The following is a 19039-nucleotide window of genomic DNA, read 5'->3' on the forward strand; positions in this document are numbered from 1 at the left end:
CATGACAGATAAACCTAAAAGTGCAGTGGGCATACAATATCAGGCCGACAACCCGCAGCAGGCCCCCAAAATCGTTGCCAAGGGATTTGGCGAGTTAGCCGAAGAGATTATTGCCCTGGCCAGAGAGCATGGCGTGCTAGTGCATGAAGACGAACAGTTGGCCGGTTTTCTGAATAGCCTGGACCTGGGTCAGGAAATCCCACGTGAGCTGTATATTGTCATCGCGGAGCTAATTGCCTTTTCTTATGTGCTGCAGGGTAAATTTCCCAATAGCTGGAACAATATGCATGGCAAGGTAGATGATAAGGCGTGAGGCGTGAGGCGTGAGGCGTGAGGCGTGAGGCGTGAGGCGTGAGGCGTGAGGCGTGAGGCAAACAAGTATTAACTTAGCACTCTGGTATAACAAATATTTTCCTAACTCTGTTTACCATGAATACTAAACAACAACTCGGCTTCGGCCCGGGGTAACTCGCATTCGTGCATCAATTCGTCCACCGACGCGCCTTGTTGCAATAGTTTTACCGCCCGGTTGTAGAGCTTGGTATCGGGATCCATTTCAGCCAGCGCCTGCTGCTGTTCCTGAATTTGCCCCAAACTGTTATCAAACTCATTTTGACGACTTTCCAACTGTTTGATGCGCTGCCCCATACCTATACTACTGGCACGTAATTCATGCAACTGGGCCTCCAGTGCTTGGCATTCTTGCCGTAACGCGCTGATTTCAGAGGTTTGTTGTCCGGACTCAGTACGGCCAGAATTGAGTGCAGCTTGCTGACGCAGCAACACCACTACCAGCATCACGCCGAATAGCAGCACCAATCCAAACCCAATTCCCATCCAAGCCATACGTTTCCTTAGTCGGATACAAAAACACCCGGCTAAGCGGGTGTTTAGTTACCTCGTTAGCCGTTACAGACTACTGATTTCATCCCATTCTTCGTCGGTCAGCAACTTATTCAGATCCACCAGGATCAACAACTCGCCATCTCGGTTACTGACGCCTTGAATAAACTTAGCGCTCTCTTCGGTACCCACATTCGGCGCACTGTCAATTTCGGATGACTTGAGATATACCACCTCAGCCACGCTATCCACCAAAATTCCCACCACCTGCTGCTCAGACTCGATAATCACAATGCGGGTATTATCTGTCACATCATTGGCTTCCAGACCAAATCTGGCACGGGTATCAATGACCGTAACCACGTTTCCGCGCAGGTTAATAATCCCCAATACGTAATCCGGGGCTCCCGGTACCGGAGCAATCTCGCTATAACGCAGTACTTCTTGCACTTGCATCACGTTGATGCCATAGGTTTCCTCCCCTAATCTGAAGGTCACCCACTGCAGGACTTCGTCATTGTCCATGGCTGCGTTATTGTTTCTGTCATCACTCATGTGCTTCGCTCCCGACTAGCGGATTAATCTGTATCTTTACTGCCCAGGCCCTGTTCAAACAGTTCGATCAATGCACCAACATCGATCAGGGCACACATTTTCTCCTTGACCAGCCCAGCTAACCAGGGACGCTTGCCCTGATTTTCGCGCCATTTCACATCATCCTGATGCAAGCTGACCGTATCTACCAATGATTCGCAGCAAAGCCCCCAACCACTGGTTCCTAACATAATAAGATATTGATAATTTAAGGCTTCTGCCAGTGTTTCTGAGTATTTTTCTGGCATCACCCAACGTGCGGTATCCACCACCTTAAGCTTTTCGTGCCGGTGCAGCATCACCCCTTTAAACCAATCCGGCTTACCGATGAGCGGCGAGGCCTTATCGAATTGATGTATGCCTCCCAACTCGGTCAGCGGCACCGCCAGGGTCAAACCCGCCACTTCGAACAATAAGGCCTGGAAGGCCCCTTGTCGATATTCAGGCTCCTGCACTTGAGCAACCACAGGTTCGGTTTCCGGCTGCGCCTGTACGTCAGGTACCACTTCAGGTTCCTGAATCAGTGGCTGAGCTTCTTTAAGCAACTTCGCCACTGTCTGGCGCTGCGCCTGCTCTATGACTACCTCTTCGGTCAGCAGCGCAGACAGGTAATCTTCCATTACCTTTTCATTGGCAAACTGACCTTTGCTCATTCACTCATTTCCTGACTTAAAAGAAAATTCAGTAAGCTGTTATACGCATACACACCCCGACTTCGCGGCTGGAAAACCGGTAACGGACTTTGTGCCTGGCTGGCATCTCGAAAACGGGTATCCACCGGAATCACGCCGTTCCAAACCAGATTGCCATAAGTCTCACGCAATTTCTTGTAAGCTTCCAGTGCGGCATTCGTGCGCTTGTCGTACATGGTTGGAATGATAGTGTAGGTGTATTCACGGGGCTGGGATTTTTTCATGATCTCCAGCGTATGCATCATCCTGTCCAGGCCTTTGAGAGCCAAAAACTCGGTTTGTACCGGTATCAGTATCCGCTGGCACGCGGCCAGGGCATTGACCATCAGCACCCCCAACACCGGCGGACAATCCATAATCGCATAATCAAACTCATGCTCCACCAGGGCCAGGGCCTTTTTGATAATCAACCCCATGCCGCCCTGATTTCCCATACTGCGATCCAGTGTGGCCAGTGCCATGGTGGCAGGCAAAATAAACAGGGAATCAAATTTAGTCGGACACAAGCTGTCCAACACGCTGTCAGCGGTAAGGTTCTGGTGGGCGAGAAAGACATCGTAGAGACTGGACGACATTTCCTCGGAGTCGACCCCAAAGTAATAACTCAAGGACGCATGCGGGTCGGTATCTACCAGCAACACCCTTTTGCCCTTCAGGGCTAACAGCGAGCCGAGCGTCACCGTGGTAGTGGTTTTGCCTACACCGCCTTTTTGGTTTGCCACTGTCCAGACAATCACAACTCAACCCTTCAAGGTGCGCAGGCCTGCCCGTTTCAGGCAGGCATTTCGGCTAAAATATGGGAAGCGACATCGCCAAGCGCCAAACTGGCTGATGAGAGTCCGGCCGCAGTTACGGCTTGCGGCATGCCATAGACAACACAGGTTTTCTCATCCTGTGCCCAGATGGTGGCGCCCCGCTGTTTCAGTGAACGACAACCTTCGCGACCATCAGCGCCCATACCGGTCAACACCACGGCCAGCAAATCACCACCATAAATCCGCCCAAGAGAGGCGAAACTAAGATCAACGCTGGGCTTATAAGTAATATTTTCCAGCCCGGAATCATCCACAATACGGATGCGGCATGAACGGCTGGTCCCATCTACCAGCATCTGTTTACCGCCGGGTGCCAGGTAGGCACAGCCTGGCTCAATCAGATCGCCATTTTCGGCTTCCTTCACCTTAATTTGACACAGATTATTCATTCGTCCCGCAAAGGCCGTGGTGAAAGTGCCTGGCATATGCTGAACCAGGAAGATGGGATAAGGAAAATTCGCTGGTAATTTCGTCAGAATAGTTTGCAGCGCCACAGGGCCGCCAGTCGAAGCACCAATAGCCAAGGCGGAATAGCGCTTACCACTGGCCTTAGGAGGTCGAGTCGCGTCAACGCTGACGGCTGGTTTTACTTCTGGCGCACGCGTATCGCGCAGGCTGGGACGCGGGCTTGGCGTTGTCCGCAGCAAACTGGGACGAGAAAAAGCCCGACGTCTGGCCAGGGCTTTAACCCGCTGCTGAAGCAAGCTAATGGCTTCCTGACGCTCTTTGGCGATATCCTCAAATTTCTTGGGCAGAAAATCCAGCGCCCCTGCATCCAACGCATCTAAGGTTGCCTGAGCACCGTCTTTGGTTAACGAGGAAAACATCAAAATCGGTGTTGGGGTGCTGGCCATAATACGCTTTACCGCACTAATACCATCCATCACCGGCATTTCCACATCCATAGTGATCACATCAGGTTGCAGTTTAGCGGCCATTTCAATGGCTTCCTGGCCATTTTTGGCCTCGCCTACCACCGTCAGGCCCGGATCCTGGTTGAGGAAATCTGAAACCCGTCTACGAAAGAATGTCGAATCGTCGACAACCAGAACCTTGTATTGCATCAGTTAATTGCTTTTCTTGTCTTTAAGGCCTTTTTGGCATAACGCTTAAGCAGGCTGGGAATGTCTAGAATCAGGGCAATACCGCCATCACTGGTGATAGTCGCTCCCGCCATACCAGGCGTACCTTGTAACAAGGCATCTAACGGCTTAATCACCACTTCTTCCTGACCGATCAAGGCATCCACCACAAAGCCCACCTGCTGGGTACCAATTTGTACCACCACCACATGGCCTTTACTGCGCTCGATATCAACCTTCCCTTTACTGCGATGCAGCCATTCTTTCAGGTAGAACAGTGGAATCGCTTTGGAACGGACAATCATGGTGAGCTGACCATCGACGGTGTTGGTTTTGCTCATATCCACATTGATAATTTCGCTAACAGCCGCCAGCGGCAGCGCAAAGGTCTGCTCACCAACAATAACCATCAGGGTAGGCAAAATAGCCAGGGTCAGCGGTACCTTGATTTCTAATCGGGTACCCACCCCTTTTTCGGAGTGAATATGCACGGTACCATTTAACTGATTGATCTTGGTTTTCACCACATCCATACCTACGCCGCGACCGGAAATATCCGAGATCTCGGTTTTGGTAGAGAAGCCTGGGGCAAAAATCAGATTAAAGGCATCTTCGTTTGACATCCGGGCTGCCGCGTCGGCATCCAGCACACCGCGACTAATCGCAATGTCTTTAAGTTTGTCGGGATCCATGCCCTTACCATCATCTTCGATGGTTAGCAGAATATGATCGCCTTCCTGAGAGGCAGACAAGGTCACTGTACCAGTGCGTTTCTTGCCTGATGCTTCCCGCTCATCGGGCATCTCAATACCATGGTCAACGGAGTTTCTGACCAAGTGCACCAAAGGATCGGCCAAGGCTTCAACCAGGTTTTTATCCAGGTCGGTGTCTTCACCCACCAAATTCAGGTTAATTTCTTTTTTCAGGCTGCGGGCCAGATCTCTTACTACCCGCGGGAATCGACCGAATACCTTTTTGATAGGCTGCATGCGGGTTTTCATCACCGCACCTTGCAGGTCACCGGTCACCACATCCAGGTTGGCAATCGCCTTGGACATGTCCTCATTATTGAGATTCACACCCAAACTCAACAAGCGATTACGCACTAATACCAATTCACCGACCATATTCATAATCTGGTCGAGGCGCTTGGTATCCACCCGCACCGTGGTCTCTGCGGGGGGAGCAGCGGCCGCCTTTTTATCCCCTGCACGCAGTGCGGTTCCAGCGGTTTTGTCGTCCTCATCATCTTCAGATGGCTTAGCCGCGGGTTTAGCCGGCGCCGCTTTAGCTACAGGGGCTGCGGCGGCCTTGGGTTCGGCTTTGGGCTTAGGTGCTTCTGCCTTTGGCGCTGCGGGTGGCGCAGCACCAGGGCCTTTACCGGAACCGTGTAATTGGTCCAGCAAGGCTTCAAATTCGTCATCAGTGATATCGTCGCTGTCATCCTGAGCGCTTGCCGGCGCAGCAGAGGGGGCAGGCGCTTCGCTGGGAGAACTGAACTTACCTTCGCCGTGTAGTTGATCAAGCAAGGCTTCAAATTCGTCATCGGTGATGTCTTCATCACCCTCGGTTAAGTCTGCCGCTGGCTCAGCTTTAGTTGCAGACGGGCCACTGCCAGGTCCGTGAAGCTCATCGAGCAGGGCTTCAAATTCGTCCTCAGTAATATCATCAATGCTGCCCTCGGTTGACGCATCACTAATGATCTCAGGCTCAGGAATAGGGTCAGGTTCAGGCGCAACAGGCGCACTGGCCACCTCATCTTCAGATTCAGGCTTACTTAAACGATGCAGGGCTTCAAGCACCTCGGGCGCCGCAGGTTCCAGCGGTTCACGGGCTTTGACGTTGGCAAACATTTCATTAATGCTGTCCAGCGCTTGTAGAATCACATCCATTAGCTCAGCAGTTACCTGACGTTTACCGGTGCGCAGCACGTCAAACACGTTCTCGGCACCATGGCAGGCGTCAACCAGTTCTGTCAGTGACAAGAACCCGGCACCACCTTTGACGGTATGGAAACCACGGAAAATGGCATTCAGCAGATCTGCGTCTTCGGGATTATTTTCCAGATCGACCAACTGTTCTTGCAGCAGTTCGAGAATTTCTCCCGCTTCAACCAGGAAGTCCTGCAGGATATCCTCATCAACGTCAAAGGCCATGCATCAATTCCCCTTAAAACCCTAAGCTTGAAAGTAGATCATCAACGTCATCCTGACCAGTTACCACATCGTCCCGGCTTGCCGCATCAATGATTGGCCCCTCGGCCATTTCTTTGTTGGCCTCTTTTTGGGCTTGTTTGGTTTCCTCATCCACTTCAGGTTCACCAAACACGGTAAGCATATGCACTAAGCTATCTTCGACTTCTTTAACCAGATCAATAACTTTGCGAATAACCTGACCAGTCAGGTCCTGATAACCCTGGGCCATCAGCACTTCGGTAAGCAGTTCATTGAGTTTGGCTGAATCGCCACTGGCTTCGTCAAGAAACTTGTCCATATCATGGCAAAGCGCCTTAAACTCACCCAATTGCAGCTGCCGGGTCATCAACTTCTTCCACTCGGGCAGAATTTCATTAATCCGGGCATTCAGGCGTTCGGCAATAGGCATACTGTTTTCCACCGCATCCATAGTGCGGTTAGCTGCCTCTTCGGTGGTTTCGATGACATAGTTGAGACGACTCTGGGCATCAGGAATATCTTCCTGCGCCAGGTCGGCAATACGTGCATCCAATTGGAAATTATTCAAAGAGTCATGTAGCTGGCGGGTTAACTTACCCACCTCAGCAAACAATTCCATGGAATCCGCCATGGTGATGGATTCCAGTAACTGTGCTGCTCCTTGATTGTCTCCCTGCTCAAGCAATGCCACCAGTTGGCGCGCATCCTCAAGCGAAATGGGAGCTTGCTCGGTAATCGTCATTAAGGCGTTCCTTATGCTCTAGGATCCGCCAGGGACTACCCAAGGCGCTCAAATATCTTTTCGAGTTTCTCTTTTAGCGTGGCTGCAGTGAAAGGCTTCACAACATAGCCGTTAACTCCGGCCTGCGCCGCCGCTACGATCTGCTCTTTCTTGGCTTCCGCCGTTACCATCAACACAGGGGTGTGCTTGAGGTTGTCATCGGCACGGATTGCGCGGAGCAGGTCAATACCCTGCATGCCCGGCATGTTCCAGTCAGTGATGACAAAATCAAAATCCCCCTGTTGCAGCATAGGCAATGCAGTACTGCCGTCATCAGCTTCCTGGATATTAGTAAAGCCGAGATCTTTCAGTAAGTTCTTGATAATGCGTCTCATAGTCGAGAAATCGTCGACCACGAGAATTTTCATGTTTTTATCCAAAACTGCCTCCAGTGAGGATTCAACCAACTGTTATTCTTATTAAATTTTATTCCATTTGCCAGCTTTGCATGCGAGTTCTGAGTCTCAACATGGCTTGGCTATGGATCTGACTAACCCGAGACTCACTGACTTCAAGGACTTCGCCGATCTCCCTCAGGTTAAGCTCTTCGTCATAATAGAGTGATAGCACAATGGCTTCGCGCTCAGGCAAGGTAGTAATAGCATGGGCCAGCGCTTTTTGAAACGATCCCTGTAACAAATCGTCAAAGGGCGCGTCTGTTCCGCGCGTCTGCTCGGTGCTGATGACATCCTCAGTCACCCCAAGGTCTTCGATACCCACCAAACGCCCGGCATTCACTTCGTTAAGCATCTGATGATAGTCATCAAGACTGACCTGAAGTTTGGCTGCAACATCGGCATCCCGGGCATCGCCACCGGTTTCTCGTTCCACCGCTTGAATGGCTTCAGCAATGGCACGACTGTTCTTGTGTACTGAGCGTGGGGTCCAATCACCTTTGCGGATTTCATCCAGCATCGCACCACGTATACGAATACCGGCAAAGGTCTCAAAACTGGCACCTTTTGAACCGTCAAAGTTCTTGGCCGCTTCCAACAGTCCAATCATACCTGCCTGAATCAAATCATCGACTAGCACACTGGCAGGCAGACGAGCCATCAAATGATGCGCAATACGTTTTACCAACGAGGCATGTTGCTCAACCAGCTTCGTTTTACTGTCGAATTGCTGATAGGCGGCTGCTTTATTGTTCACACTTTATCTCTATGGACCGCGGAATTCTGATTGATCAACTGTTCCAGGAAAAACTCTAAATGCCCGCCCGGTTGAGTGGGTATCGGCCAACGTAAGGCCTGGCTAGCCAGATTAGAAATCGCTACCGCAGCCGGAGAGCTTGGGTAGGCTTCCACTATAGATTTCTGGCGACGAACCGCTTTACGAATATTCTCATCAAACGGAATGGTGGCCACCAGCTCCAAGGCTACGTCCAGGAAGCGGTTAGTCACTTTCGACAGTTTAGCAAAGAGTTCTTGACCTTCACGGACGTTGCGCACCATATTGGCAACTATCTTAAAGCGAAACACACCGTGGTCGCGGTTCAAGATTTTGATCAGGGCATAGGCATCGGTCAGTGACGTAGGTTCGTCACACACTACCACCATAATGTCCTGGGCCGCTCTGGAAAAACTCAATACCATATCCGAGATACCTGCGGCGGTATCAACGATTAGTACGTCAATTTTGCTGCGCAATTCGCTAAACGCGCGAATAAGCCCGGCATGCTCCGTGGGGGTCAATTCGGTCATGGATTGAGAGCCCGATGTCGCCGGCGCAATTTTCACGCCATACGGGCCCTCAACTAATACTTCTTCAAGCAGGCATTCGCCTGACAACACGTGGGATAGATTCTTCTCGACCCGCAGGCCCAACATAACATCGACGTTGGCCAACCCCAGGTCGGCATCCAATACCAACACTCGCTTACCTTGCTTAGCCATAGAGATGGCCGTATTCAGCGTAATGTTGGTTTTCCCCACTCCGCCTTTGCCACCGGTAACGGCGATAACTTTAATGAGATTGGGCTGGTTCATTCGTCTTAAGCTACTCGCTTGATCCTCAATCATAATGATACTGCTGAGTTTACAACCTGCTGAGTTCTTGTGGGTGTTAAAGCATACTGCTTAAACAATCTGGCTGCACAAGAAATTATGTACTTGGCATCGGCCACTTTAATGTCCTCGGGTACTTTCTGTCCATCCGTCAAATAACCGACGGGTAAACGGTGCTCCAAGGCCAGGCTAATGGCTTCGCCGAGACTGTAACACTCATCTAGTTTAGTGAAAATACAACCTTGCAAAGAAATCTGTTGGTAAGTGGCCAACTGATGCTCCATTACCCTATGCTGCGCATTTGCGGCCAATACCAGGTAGTGTTTGATATTAGCATAAGATGATTGCGTTAAAGTATCTAACTGTTTGATTAATCTGGTGTCTCTTTGACTAAAACCGGCAGTATCAATCAATACCAGGCCCTTGTTGCGGAACTGATGAAGTAAATCGGACAATTCCTCAGCACTGGCGGCTTTCTTAACGGTACAGCCGATAATTTTGCCGTAAGTGGCTAACTGCTCATAAGCCGCAATGCGATAACTGTCGATGGTAATCAACGCAACCTGATTGGCACCGTGACGCTGGGCATATTGGGCAGCCAGTTTGGCAATAGTGGTGGTTTTTCCTGTACCTGTGGGGCCCATCAAAGCCACTACGCCACCTTTGCCCAGAATATCATTCTGGGTGGTATGTAAACGGTTGGCCAACAGCTTAAGCAAAAATACCCAGGCATCCCTTTCTTCACATTGAGCGGGGGCATAAGACACAACCTGTTCGGCCAACGAAGGAGTAATCCCCATACGCACCAGTTTGTCGATAAGGTAGCCATGTAGCGGTCTGGCTTGCTGCCTTTCCTGCTTAATAAGACCAGCAACCTGAAATTCCAGCACATTGCGCAAGGACTTCAATTCTTGACGGATATCGTTCAGTTCAGCCTCGTCCTGACGCACTGCGGGGGGTTCTTTGGGGCTGACAGACACCGTTTCTGCTACCGAAGCAGGCGCCGGCTGCTGAGGCTGCTGGCTTTGTTTTTCCAACAGAGCCTTGAGGCTGTCAGGGCCAGAATCGCCAATGATCTCACTAAGGCTCGGGGTTTTCTGCCCTTGAGTTGCAGCCACCTTAGGTTTGCTCATCACATTGGTATCGGGTTTAGGGGGAGCCGCTTTGCGAACCGGTTCGCGATCGTAAGCGGCAACAATTTCAATGCCATCTGCCACTTTTTTGTTAGACATGATTACCGCATCTCCGCCTAGCTCTTCTTTAACCTGAGCTAAGGCATCACGCATATCTTTTCCATAGAAACGTCTAATCTTCACATTTACCCCCTATGTCAGCTTACTGGCCTACGGCGCTGACAATTTTAATCTGCTTGTCATCAGGAATTTCCTGATAAGACACTACATGCAATCCGGCGATGGCATGCTTAAGGAATCTGGACAGAACCGGCCTTAGCATGCCAGAGGTCAACAGTACCGCAGGTTCGCCCGCTAGTTCCTGTTGCTGGGCAGCCTCCGCTAAGGATTGCTGCAATCGCTCCGCCAAGCCCGGTTCAATACCGGCACCGTCACCGCCACCGGCTTGTAGCGACTGATGCAACATCTGTTCCAATTCTGGCGCCAAAGTAATAACCGGGATTTCTTTGTTGCTACCATTGATTTCCTGGGCGATCAGGCGCTTAAGGGCAATGCGCACGGCAGACACCAGCACGTCGGGATCTTGACTCTTAGGTCCGTATTCGCAGAGGGTTTGCACAATACTGCGCAAGTCACGAATAGGTACGCCTTCATACAATAAAGTTTGCAGCACTTTCACCACAGTGCTCATCGGCAGGATATCCGGTACCAGCCCTTCCACCAGTTTAGGGTTCTGCTTGGCCAGCATATCCAGCAGTTGCTGCACTTCTTCATAGCCAAGCAATTGGTAGGCGTTATTGCTGAGCAGCTGGCTTAAGTGAGTTGCCACTACGGTGGCGGCGTCCACCACTGTGTAGCCCAGGGTCTGTGCATGTTCACGTTGCGAGGGTTTAATCCATACCGCATCCAAACCAAATGCAGGGTCTTTGGTGGGTTTTCCTTCCAACTTGCCAAACACCTGGCCGGGGTTGATGGCCAGTTCCTGATCGTGGCTGATATCCGCTTCACCAATAGTCACGCCCAGCATAGCAATAGTGTAGGTATTAGGATTCAAATCCAGGTTGTCACGAATATGCACAGGCGGGATCAGGAAACCCAGTTCCTGGGAGAGCTTTTTACGCACGCCTTTAATACGCGCCAGTAATTCGCCGCCTTGGGTTTTATCCACCAGCGGAATCAGGCGGTAGCCAACTTCCAGACCGATAGTGTCTACATGTTGCACATCGTCCCAACCCAGTTCTTTGGCTTCGGCTGGTGCACGGGCCTGCTCAGGCACCAACTCACCGGCGGCCGGTTGTTCCTGCTCTTTTTGTTCGCGCCACCAATCATAGTAAGCATAGCCACCAATCAACGCCGCGAAACCCAAAAACGCCAGATGCGGCATACCTGGCACTATGCCCATAACAAACAAAATGCCGGTGGTAATGTACAACGCGCGTCGGTTACCCAGCTGCTTTTTAACTTCGCCACCCATGTCTTGGGAGTCATTTTCACGAGTCACAATAATGGCGGTTGCCACAGACAACAGCAGTGACGGAATCTGCGCTACCAGGCCGTCACCTATAGTCAGAATGGTATAGATCTCTATGGCATTACCGAAACTGAGATCATGCTGAATCATGCCGATGAAGAGCCCACCGACAATATTAATCAGCATGATAAACAAACCGGCGATGGCATCGCCCTTCACAAACTTGGACGCACCATCCATTGAACCGTAAAAGTCGGCTTCAGTGGTGACTTCCTGACGGCGGCGGCGCGCTTCATCCGAATCGATATAACCGGCGTTCAAATCCGCATCAATGGCCATCTGCTTACCCGGCATGGCATCCAGGGTAAAACGGGCACTCACTTCTGAAATACGTCCCGCACCGGCGGTGACCACCTTAAAGTTGATGATCATCAGGATGGCAAACACCACGATACCCACGGCAAAGTTGCCACCGATAACTACTTCACCAAAGGCCTGAATCACTTTACCAGCGGCGTCGCCTCCCTCATGCCCTTCCAGTAATACCACACGGGTAGAGGCTACGTTCAACGCCAGACGCAAAACCGTGGCAATCAGGAGCACCAAAGGAAAAGCACCAAACTCAATGGGCCGCTTGGTAAACACCGCAACCAAGATGACCACCAGCGACAAGGCAATATTAAAGCTGAACAGAATATCCAGCAAAAACGCCGGCATAGGCAGGATAACCATGCCCATAATGGCCAGCAGAATGACAGGGGCGCCAAGGCCCGAGGTAATTTGCTTAACGCTATTCTTATCGAATCGATTCAGGTATGTGCTCAGTTCCATTCGCTTACAACAGAATTTTGACGGCTGAACGGGTTTTGCAATAAGCGCGCCAGACTTGAGTTAGGAGTTAGGAGTTAGGAGTTAGGAGTTAGGAGTTAGGAGTTAGGAGTTAGGAGTTAGGAGTTAGGAGTTAGCAAGCGTGATATTTCTCAGCACAAGACTGGCCAACCAGAAAATTAGCAAAAATTAGGATGTTTATTTCAACCAAGAGCAATTCATGCTCAATTGCATATGCTTATGCCAAATAAACCGGGCAAATGGCGAATTAATTTACCGCTTACGGTTGACGCACAAGCCTTAAAACGATACTAATAGACCTGTTTGAAACACAGGCCAGAACAAATGCAAAAGTTCCTCTCTCTACTCCTCCTAATGGCAGCAAGATTGCACGGGTAGGTTGTAGCCGAGAGACAGGCAAAATTTTAGAAAAACCCGTGCACCGCACGGGTTTTTCACTTTTCGTACCAAGTAAAAAACCAGTGTCAGTGTGGCGGGTCAACCAACAAGAGGAAAGACCATGACAGATAGAGTCAAGATATTCGATACCACGTTAAGAGACGGCGAGCAGGCCCTTCCGGCCAGTCTGAGCGTAAAAGAAAAGCTGCAGATTGCCCTGGCCCTCGAACGTCTGGGCGTGGATATTATCGAAGCTGGCTTCCCGGTCTCCTCCCCCGGCGATTTCAAATCGGTACAAACCATCGCCCGAGAAATTAAGAATGCCACCGTTTGCGGTCTGTCCCGGGCGGTGATGAAAGATATTGATGCCTGTGGTGAGGCCCTGAAGGTGGCCGATCAATTTCGTATCCATACCTTTATCGCCACCTCGGATATTCACGTAGGCTCCAAGCTGCGCAAGTCTCAGGATGAAGTATTGGACATGGCTGTGGCCGCTATCAAACACGCCAGACGCTATACCGACGATGTAGAGTTCTCCTGTGAAGACGCCGGCCGCACCAACATCGATTACCTGTGCCGCATGGTGGAAAACGCCATCAACGCCGGTGCCACTACAGTCAACATCCCGGATACTGTGGGTTACACCATTCCCAGTGAGTTCGGTGCCATTATCCAAACCCTGTTTAACCGCGTGCCCAACATCGACAAAGCCACTATCTCGGTGCATTGCCACAACGATTTAGGCCTGGCCGTGGCGAACTCCATTGCCGCCGTACAATATGGTGCCCGTCAGATTGAATGTACCATCAACGGCATTGGCGAGCGGGCCGGTAACTGCTCGCTGGAAGAAGTGGCCATGATCCTGAAAACCCGCGAAGCCATGCTGGGCGTGCAAACCGGTATCAACAGCCAGGAAATTTTCCGTACCTCCAAGCTGGTCAGCCAAATGTGTAATATGCCGGTGCAGAGCAACAAGGCCATCGTCGGCGCTAACGCCTTCAGTCACTCCTCCGGCATACACCAGGACGGTATCCTGAAAGCGCAGAATACCTATGAAATCATGACACCAGAGAGTGTCGGCATTAATAAAAACAACCTGAACCTGACCAGTCGCTCAGGCCGTCATGTGATCAAGCATCGCATGCATGAACTGGGTTACAAAGACGAAGATTATGATCTGGATACCTTGTATCAGGCGTTTTTGAAACTGGCCGATAAAAAGGGCCAGGTTTTCGATTACGACCTGGAAGCCCTGGTGTTCTTCGACCAGCAAAAGCAGCAGCAAGCCAACTACGAGTTGCTGTACCTGCATGCTAACGCCGGTAAGGGTATGATCCCCAGCGCTACCGTTAAGATGCGCATGGGCGATCAGGAAGGCACCGCCTCGGCCACCGGCAATGGCCCGGTAGATGCTGCATTTAATGCCATTATTCAGGTCACCGGCAATAACGAAGTAGAAATTGTCGACTTTAAGCTGGACTCCAAAGGTGAAGGGGCCGATGCCCTGGCACAAGTCAGCGTGGTAGCAGAATACCGCGGTCGTCGATTCAACGGTATTGGCCTGGCCACCGATATCGTCGAAGCCGGGGTTAAAGCATTGATTTATGTACTGAATAACACCTGTCTGGCAGACCAGATAGATGAAAAGAAACAACAGAAAATAGCAGGGGTGTAGATGAACTCGTATTCCATAGCTTTACTGCCCGGTGACGGTATCGGCCCGGAAGTCATGCGTGAAGCAGAAAAAGTGCTGGCCGTCATCCAGCGCAAATTCGACCTTAATCTGACATTGAACCAGTTTGATGTGGGCGGCGCCGCCATTGATAAACACGGCCATGCCCTGCCCGAAGATACGCTCAAAGGGTGTGAGCAAGCAGATGCCATTTTGTTCGGTTCCATTGGCGGCCCCAAGTGGGACAGCTTGCCACTGGATCAGCGTCCAGAGCGTGCCGCGCTGTTAAAACTGCGCAGCCATTTTGATTTGTTCAGCAACCTGCGTCCGGCCAAAATCTATCCGGGCCTGGAAGCCCTGTCCCCCCTGCGTGCGGATATCGCTGCCAGCGGTTTTGATGTGATGGTGGTACGTGAACTAACCAGTGGCATTTACTTTGGTCAGCCCAAGGGCATGGCCGGTGAAGGTGAAGAAGAGTACGCCTTTGACACCATGCGTTATTCACGCCGTGAAATCCGCCGCATTGCCAAAATAGCCTTTGAAGCGGCGCGCCTGCGCGGTAAAAAAGTGACCTCAGTAGATAAAGCCAACGTACTGGTATGCAGCCGTTTATGGCGTGAAATTACCGAGGAAGTGGCCAAAGATTATGCCGATGTGGAACTGGAGCATATCTATATCGACAACGCCACCATGCAGCTGCTGCGCTACCCCAATCAGTTTGATGTCATGCTGTGTTCTAACCTGTTCGGTGACATTATCAGCGACGAGTGCGCCATGATCACTGGTTCCATGGGCCTACTGCCCTCCGCCAGTATCAACGCTGAAGGTTTTGGTATGTATGAGCCAGCAGGCGGTAGTGCGCCGGATATTGCAGGTAAAGGCATTGCCAACCCTATCGCACAGATCCTGTCGGCAGCCATGCTGCTGCGTTACAGCCTGGGCGAAAATAGTGCTGCCGAGGCCATTGAGAAAGCCGTACAGCAAGCACTGAACGACGGTTATGTAACCGCCGAGCTGTTAAGTGCAGAGCGCAAAAATGAAGCCAAAACCACGGCACAGGTAGGCGATTACATTGCTGCCAAATTGGAGGAGCTGGCCTGATGGGTAAGACCTTATACGACAAAATCTGGGACATGCATTTAGTGGCCCAGGCAGGTACCGACAACCTGATTTATATCGACCGTCACCTGATCCACGAAGTCACCTCTCCCCAGGCTTTTGCCGGTTTGGAGGAAAAAGGCCGCAAGTTACGCTGCCCACAGCGCACTTTCGCCACGATGGATCACAGTATTTCCACCCGCTCTCTGGCACTGGATGCCTGCGGCCCAGCCAACCAGTTGCAGCTTCGCACCCTAATGGACAACTGCGAAAAATTTGGCGTGGAACTCTTCCCGGTGGGTCACCAAAAGCAAGGTATCATCCATGTTATCGGCCCTGAACTGGGTTTGATTTTACCCGGCATGACAGTGGTATGTGGTGACTCACACACCGCTACCCACGGCGCATTTGGTGCCTTGGCCTTTGGTATCGGCACATCCGAGGTGGAACACGTATTTGCCACCCAAACTCTGAAGCAGGGTAAGGCCAAGACCATGAAGGTGGAAGTCAATGGCACACTGCCTATCGGCGTCACCGCCAAGGATATTATTCTGGCCATTATCGGCAAGATTGGTCACGCCGGTGCCACGGGCTATGTACTGGAATACGCTGGCAGTGCCATCGAAGCGCTGTCGATGGAAGAGCGCATGACCATCTGTAATATGAGTATCGAAGCCGGTGCCAAAGCAGGTTTAATTGCCCCTGATCAAGTCACCTTCGATTATCTCAAAGATAAAGAGCGCGCGCCCAAAGGGGCTGACTGGGATGAAGCCATGGCCTGCTGGCAAACGCTAAAATCCGATGCGGATGCTCCCTTCGATACTGTTGTGACCTTAACCGCCGAAGAGATTAAGCCTCAGGTCACTTGGGGAACCAACCCAGGTCAAGTGGTGGCCGTGGATGAGCCAATTCCAGCGCCAGCCAGTTTCATTGATGCGGTAGAGCGCACCTCGGCAGAAAAAGCCCTTAACTATATGGGTCTGGAAGCCGGCCAGAAACTGTCGGATGTGGCCATCAGCCATGTGTTTATTGGTTCTTGCACCAACAGCCGCATTGAAGATTTGCGCGCCGCCGCCAAGATTGCCCGCACTGGCAAGGTTGCTCAGGGCGTTAATGCCATTGTGGTTCCCGGCTCCTACGCGGTAAAACAACAAGCCGAGGCCGAGCAACTGGATAAGGTGTTTCTGGACGCCGGTTTTGAGTGGCGTTTGCCTGGCTGCTCTATGTGCCTGGGCATGAACGATGATCTGTTGCAAGCCGGCGACCGCTGCGCCTCCACCAGTAACCGTAATTTTGAAGGCCGTCAGGGCCGTGGTGCCCGCACCCACCTGGTAAGCCCGGCCATGGCCGCCGCCGCCGCATTGGCAGGCCGTTTTGTTGACGTAAGGGAGTTGGATAAATGACAGGTATCACACAACTTCGCGCCAAAGCGGCGCCACTGAATCGCGCCAATGTGGATACTGACCAGATTATCCCTAAGCAGTTCTTAACCGCGGTGACCCGCGCAGGCTATGGCAAGCACCTATTCCACGACTGGCGTTATCTGGATCTGGAAGAGAAAGTGCCCAATCCGGAGTTTGAGCTCAACAGGCCTGAGCACCAAGGCAGTGAAATTCTGCTGGCCAGAGAGAACTTTGGCTGCGGCTCCAGCCGTGAGCATGCCCCCTGGTCGCTTACCGATTACGGTTTCAAGGTGGTAATTGCCACTAGCTTTGCCGACATTTTTTACGGCAACTGCATGAACAATCAACTTTTGCCTATTGCCCTGAACAATGAGCAGATGGATGCCCTGTTTGCCGCGGTTGAGGCTGACCCAGAGGTACAAATTGAGGTTGATTTACCTGCTCAGCAAGTTCGTGTAGCCAATCAGAGCTTCGACTTTGACATCAAGGAGCACCATAAGTACAAGCTGGTAAAAGGTTTGGATGCTATTGGTGAAACCCTTGAACTGGCCAAGAGCATTGATACCTACGAGCAGGCTATTCCAGCCTGGCGCTAGTATTCAGCACGGAAGTGTCGGCATGCCGACACTTCTTTTCCTTAGCCGCCCCAATACAGCTTTCTCACTGCACTGATTTACCTTCGCCTGCCTGTCCTCACTAACGCCTTTTGCCATTAAGCTCATCTTCTGAGCAAATACGCCGATTCCGTTTGTTTTTCCTTGATCCTTAGGTGGTTCTGGTCAATATTCTTGGCTGTTCCTTGCCGTTATAAAATCACCCGCCATGCTAAAACTGTTCTCTATCGATGAAGTCAGACCCGGAATGTTTGTTAACCGGGTTACCCGTCAGACCGCACAGCTGAAAATCAAAACCCAGGGACTGGTTAAAGAGCAGGGGCTTATTGAAAAGCTCAAGGCACGCGGTATTTTGGAAGTGGAAATCGATCTATCCCGCAGCATCCTACACCAAGAGTTGACCATGGATAGTCCGATGGACGACGACAACAGCGCAGATGACGACAGCCAGGCCGCAGCCGCTAAACCCCAGCAAACAGAAGGGGAAGCACTTAATGCATCACATAAACTCTATGAACAGGCCAAGTCGGTTCAGTCCCAGTTTTTCAAAAAAGTGCGCAAAGGCGGCAAGGTTTCAATCACAGAGCTGATGGGTACCAGCGCCGATATTATTGACTCGGTATTCGATAACCCCGATGCGCTGTGCTGTTTGACCCTGATAAAAGAACGTGACCAGTACCTGTTAGAGCATTCACTCAATTGCTCGATTTTAATGGCAGTATTTGCCCGCCATTTGGGTTTTGATAAAGAACTTATCGACGAACTGGGTTTGGCTGGATTATTGATGGATGTGGGGATGGCCACTATTCCAGAAGACATTTTGAGTAAATCCGGTCGCTTGGATCAGGGTGAAACCCAGATTGTTGAAGGCCATGTCGACTTCGGTCTGGAGCTGCTGGAACAATCCGAAATGGACTTGGACGTTGTACGGGATGTGATCGCCAACCACCACGAACGTATGGACGGCTCCGGCTACCCACGCGGAAAAGGCGGCGACTACTTATCGGTATATGCCCGTATGGCAGCCATTGTAGACAGCTATGATGCCATGACCTCAGACCGCCCCTGGCGCAAAGGGTTACCTCCTACTCAGGCACTCAAACGCTTGCTGTCTTCCAGCCAGGGCCTGCTGGATCAATCCTTAGTACAACAGTTTATCCGCTGTGTGGGTGTGCATCCTGTGGGCTCATTGGTCAAGCTAAAAAGCGGTAAACTGGCGATTGTGGTCAGAGCGAATAAGCAGGATCCCTTATGCCCGGTGGTGATGAGCTTTTACTCGGTACGCACCAATATGTATAACGAGATCAAGCGCCTCGACCTGAGCAAAGTCGGGGATGAAATTGAAACCAGCGTCAGACCGGAAGAATTTAAGATAAACCTCACCAAATTCTTCAAGGATGTGTTGCTCAAGCAGGTGTAAGACCGGCTTGAGCC

18 protein-coding genes are annotated in these 19039 nt (G+C 51.3%); 6 read left to right on the forward strand and 12 right to left on the reverse strand.

Annotated features, from left to right (window positions below):
* Nucleotide 1 precedes the first annotated feature (1 nt).
* Entirely contained in the window at nucleotides 2-313 is a 312-nt protein-coding gene (locus IEX02_RS06975) for an EscU/YscU/HrcU family type III secretion system export apparatus switch protein (protein WP_188692307.1), read from the forward strand.
* Between the two features lie 101 nt (nucleotides 314-414).
* On the opposite strand, the gene IEX02_RS06980 is transcribed toward IEX02_RS06975, so the two are convergent.
* The 12 genes from IEX02_RS06980 to flhA all read right to left on the reverse strand — a co-directional run bounded on the left by IEX02_RS06980 (nucleotide 415) and on the right by flhA (nucleotide 12422).
* Nucleotides 415-846 (reverse strand): DUF2802 domain-containing protein, encoded by a 432-nt coding sequence (locus IEX02_RS06980; protein ID WP_188692310.1) that lies wholly within the window; start codon nucleotides 844-846, stop codon nucleotides 415-417.
* Nucleotides 847-909: 63 nt separating this feature from the next.
* The gene (locus IEX02_RS06985; protein ID WP_188692313.1) at nucleotides 910-1398 is read right to left on the reverse strand and encodes a chemotaxis protein CheW; all 489 of its coding nucleotides are present in this window, start codon (nucleotides 1396-1398) and stop codon (nucleotides 910-912) included.
* A gap of 23 nt (nucleotides 1399-1421) precedes the next feature.
* On the reverse strand, nucleotides 1422-2090 hold the full coding sequence (locus IEX02_RS06990; protein ID WP_188692315.1) for a chemotaxis protein CheW: 669 nt from the start codon (nucleotides 2088-2090) through the stop codon (nucleotides 1422-1424).
* Nucleotides 2087-2866, reverse strand: a complete 780-nt coding sequence (locus tag IEX02_RS06995; protein ID WP_188692317.1) for a ParA family protein — start codon at nucleotides 2864-2866, stop codon at nucleotides 2087-2089. Before IEX02_RS06995 ends, IEX02_RS06990 begins: the two co-directional genes overlap by 4 nt.
* 35 nt (nucleotides 2867-2901) lie before the next feature.
* Nucleotides 2902-4008, reverse strand: coding sequence for a protein-glutamate methylesterase/protein-glutamine glutaminase (locus IEX02_RS07000; protein ID WP_188692320.1), 1107 nt, complete (start codon nucleotides 4006-4008; stop codon nucleotides 2902-2904).
* Nucleotides 4008-6182: a chemotaxis protein CheA gene (locus IEX02_RS07005; RefSeq protein ID WP_188692323.1), complete on the reverse strand. Its 2175-nt coding sequence runs from the start codon at nucleotides 6180-6182 to the stop codon at nucleotides 4008-4010. Before IEX02_RS07005 ends, IEX02_RS07000 begins: the two co-directional genes overlap by 1 nt.
* Nucleotides 6183-6195: 13 nt before the next feature.
* Complete coding sequence (locus IEX02_RS07010; protein WP_188692325.1) at nucleotides 6196-6942, reverse strand: protein phosphatase CheZ; 747 nt, start codon at nucleotides 6940-6942, stop codon at nucleotides 6196-6198.
* Between the two features lie 35 nt (nucleotides 6943-6977).
* Nucleotides 6978-7361, reverse strand: a complete 384-nt coding sequence (cheY, locus tag IEX02_RS07015) for a chemotaxis response regulator CheY (protein WP_188692327.1) — start codon at nucleotides 7359-7361, stop codon at nucleotides 6978-6980.
* A gap of 46 nt (nucleotides 7362-7407) precedes the next feature.
* Nucleotides 7408-8133: an RNA polymerase sigma factor FliA gene (locus tag IEX02_RS07020; protein ID WP_188692330.1), complete on the reverse strand. Its 726-nt coding sequence runs from the start codon at nucleotides 8131-8133 to the stop codon at nucleotides 7408-7410.
* On the reverse strand, nucleotides 8130-9002 hold the full coding sequence (locus IEX02_RS07025) for a MinD/ParA family protein (protein ID WP_188692333.1): 873 nt from the start codon (nucleotides 9000-9002) through the stop codon (nucleotides 8130-8132). The genes IEX02_RS07020 and IEX02_RS07025 overlap by 4 nt, the downstream gene beginning before the upstream one ends.
* Nucleotides 8999-10303 carry a flagellar biosynthesis GTPase FlhF gene (gene flhF / locus IEX02_RS07030; RefSeq protein ID WP_188692335.1) on the reverse strand — a complete coding sequence of 435 codons (1305 nt, stop codon included), beginning with the start codon at nucleotides 10301-10303 and terminating at the stop codon, nucleotides 8999-9001. Before flhF ends, IEX02_RS07025 begins: the two co-directional genes overlap by 4 nt.
* Nucleotides 10304-10322: 19 nt before the next feature.
* Nucleotides 10323-12422: a flagellar biosynthesis protein FlhA gene (flhA, locus tag IEX02_RS07035; RefSeq protein WP_188692338.1), complete on the reverse strand. Its 2100-nt coding sequence runs from the start codon at nucleotides 12420-12422 to the stop codon at nucleotides 10323-10325.
* Nucleotides 12423-12939: 517 nt separating this feature from the next.
* Here flhA and leuA point away from each other — a divergent pair.
* From leuA to IEX02_RS07060, 5 genes are all read left to right on the forward strand, one after another.
* Nucleotides 12940-14493 (forward strand): 2-isopropylmalate synthase, encoded by a 1554-nt coding sequence (gene leuA / locus IEX02_RS07040; RefSeq protein ID WP_188692341.1) that lies wholly within the window; start codon nucleotides 12940-12942, stop codon nucleotides 14491-14493.
* Nucleotides 14494-15591 carry a 3-isopropylmalate dehydrogenase gene (gene leuB / locus IEX02_RS07045; protein WP_188692343.1) on the forward strand — a complete coding sequence of 366 codons (1098 nt, stop codon included), beginning with the start codon at nucleotides 14494-14496 and terminating at the stop codon, nucleotides 15589-15591. It abuts the gene before it with no gap.
* The gene (gene leuC / locus IEX02_RS07050) at nucleotides 15591-16991 is read left to right on the forward strand and encodes a 3-isopropylmalate dehydratase large subunit (protein ID WP_188692346.1); all 1401 of its coding nucleotides are present in this window, start codon (nucleotides 15591-15593) and stop codon (nucleotides 16989-16991) included. Before leuB ends, leuC begins: the two co-directional genes overlap by 1 nt.
* Nucleotides 16988-17587 carry a 3-isopropylmalate dehydratase small subunit gene (leuD, locus tag IEX02_RS07055; RefSeq protein ID WP_188692349.1) on the forward strand — a complete coding sequence of 200 codons (600 nt, stop codon included), beginning with the start codon at nucleotides 16988-16990 and terminating at the stop codon, nucleotides 17585-17587. Before leuC ends, leuD begins: the two co-directional genes overlap by 4 nt.
* A 226-nt stretch (nucleotides 17588-17813) precedes the next feature.
* Nucleotides 17814-19025, forward strand: coding sequence for an HD-GYP domain-containing protein (locus IEX02_RS07060; RefSeq protein WP_188692352.1), 1212 nt, complete (start codon nucleotides 17814-17816; stop codon nucleotides 19023-19025).
* Nucleotides 19026-19039 lie beyond the last annotated feature (14 nt).

Source organism: Bowmanella pacifica, from assembly GCF_014645355.1.
GTDB lineage: Bacteria > Pseudomonadota > Gammaproteobacteria > Enterobacterales > Alteromonadaceae > Bowmanella > Bowmanella pacifica.

Excerpts from the sequence above, each read along its gene's own strand:
- IEX02_RS06980 (WP_188692310.1), bottom strand. The coding sequence starts at position 846 with ATGGCTTGGATGGGAATTGGGTTTGGATTGGTGCTGCTATTCGGCGTG.
- leuC (WP_188692346.1), top strand. The coding sequence starts at position 15,591 with ATGGGTAAGACCTTATACGACAAAATCTGGGACATGCATTTAGTGGCC.
- IEX02_RS07000 (WP_188692320.1), bottom strand. The coding sequence starts at position 4,008 with ATGCAATACAAGGTTCTGGTTGTCGACGATTCGACATTCTTTCGTAGA.
- IEX02_RS06985 (WP_188692313.1), bottom strand. The coding sequence starts at position 1,398 with ATGAGTGATGACAGAAACAATAACGCAGCCATGGACAATGACGAAGTC.
- IEX02_RS06990 (WP_188692315.1), bottom strand. The coding sequence starts at position 2,090 with ATGAGCAAAGGTCAGTTTGCCAATGAAAAGGTAATGGAAGATTACCTG.
- leuA (WP_188692341.1), top strand. The coding sequence starts at position 12,940 with ATGACAGATAGAGTCAAGATATTCGATACCACGTTAAGAGACGGCGAG.
- IEX02_RS07060 (WP_188692352.1), top strand. The coding sequence starts at position 17,814 with ATGCTAAAACTGTTCTCTATCGATGAAGTCAGACCCGGAATGTTTGTT.
- IEX02_RS06975 (WP_188692307.1), top strand. The coding sequence starts at position 2 with ATGACAGATAAACCTAAAAGTGCAGTGGGCATACAATATCAGGCCGAC.
- IEX02_RS07005 (WP_188692323.1), bottom strand. The coding sequence starts at position 6,182 with ATGGCCTTTGACGTTGATGAGGATATCCTGCAGGACTTCCTGGTTGAA.
- leuB (WP_188692343.1), top strand. The coding sequence starts at position 14,494 with ATGAACTCGTATTCCATAGCTTTACTGCCCGGTGACGGTATCGGCCCG.
- flhA (WP_188692338.1), bottom strand. The coding sequence starts at position 12,422 with ATGGAACTGAGCACATACCTGAATCGATTCGATAAGAATAGCGTTAAG.
- IEX02_RS07010 (WP_188692325.1), bottom strand. The coding sequence starts at position 6,942 with ATGACGATTACCGAGCAAGCTCCCATTTCGCTTGAGGATGCGCGCCAA.
- leuD (WP_188692349.1), top strand. The coding sequence starts at position 16,988 with ATGACAGGTATCACACAACTTCGCGCCAAAGCGGCGCCACTGAATCGC.
- IEX02_RS07025 (WP_188692333.1), bottom strand. The coding sequence starts at position 9,002 with ATGATTGAGGATCAAGCGAGTAGCTTAAGACGAATGAACCAGCCCAAT.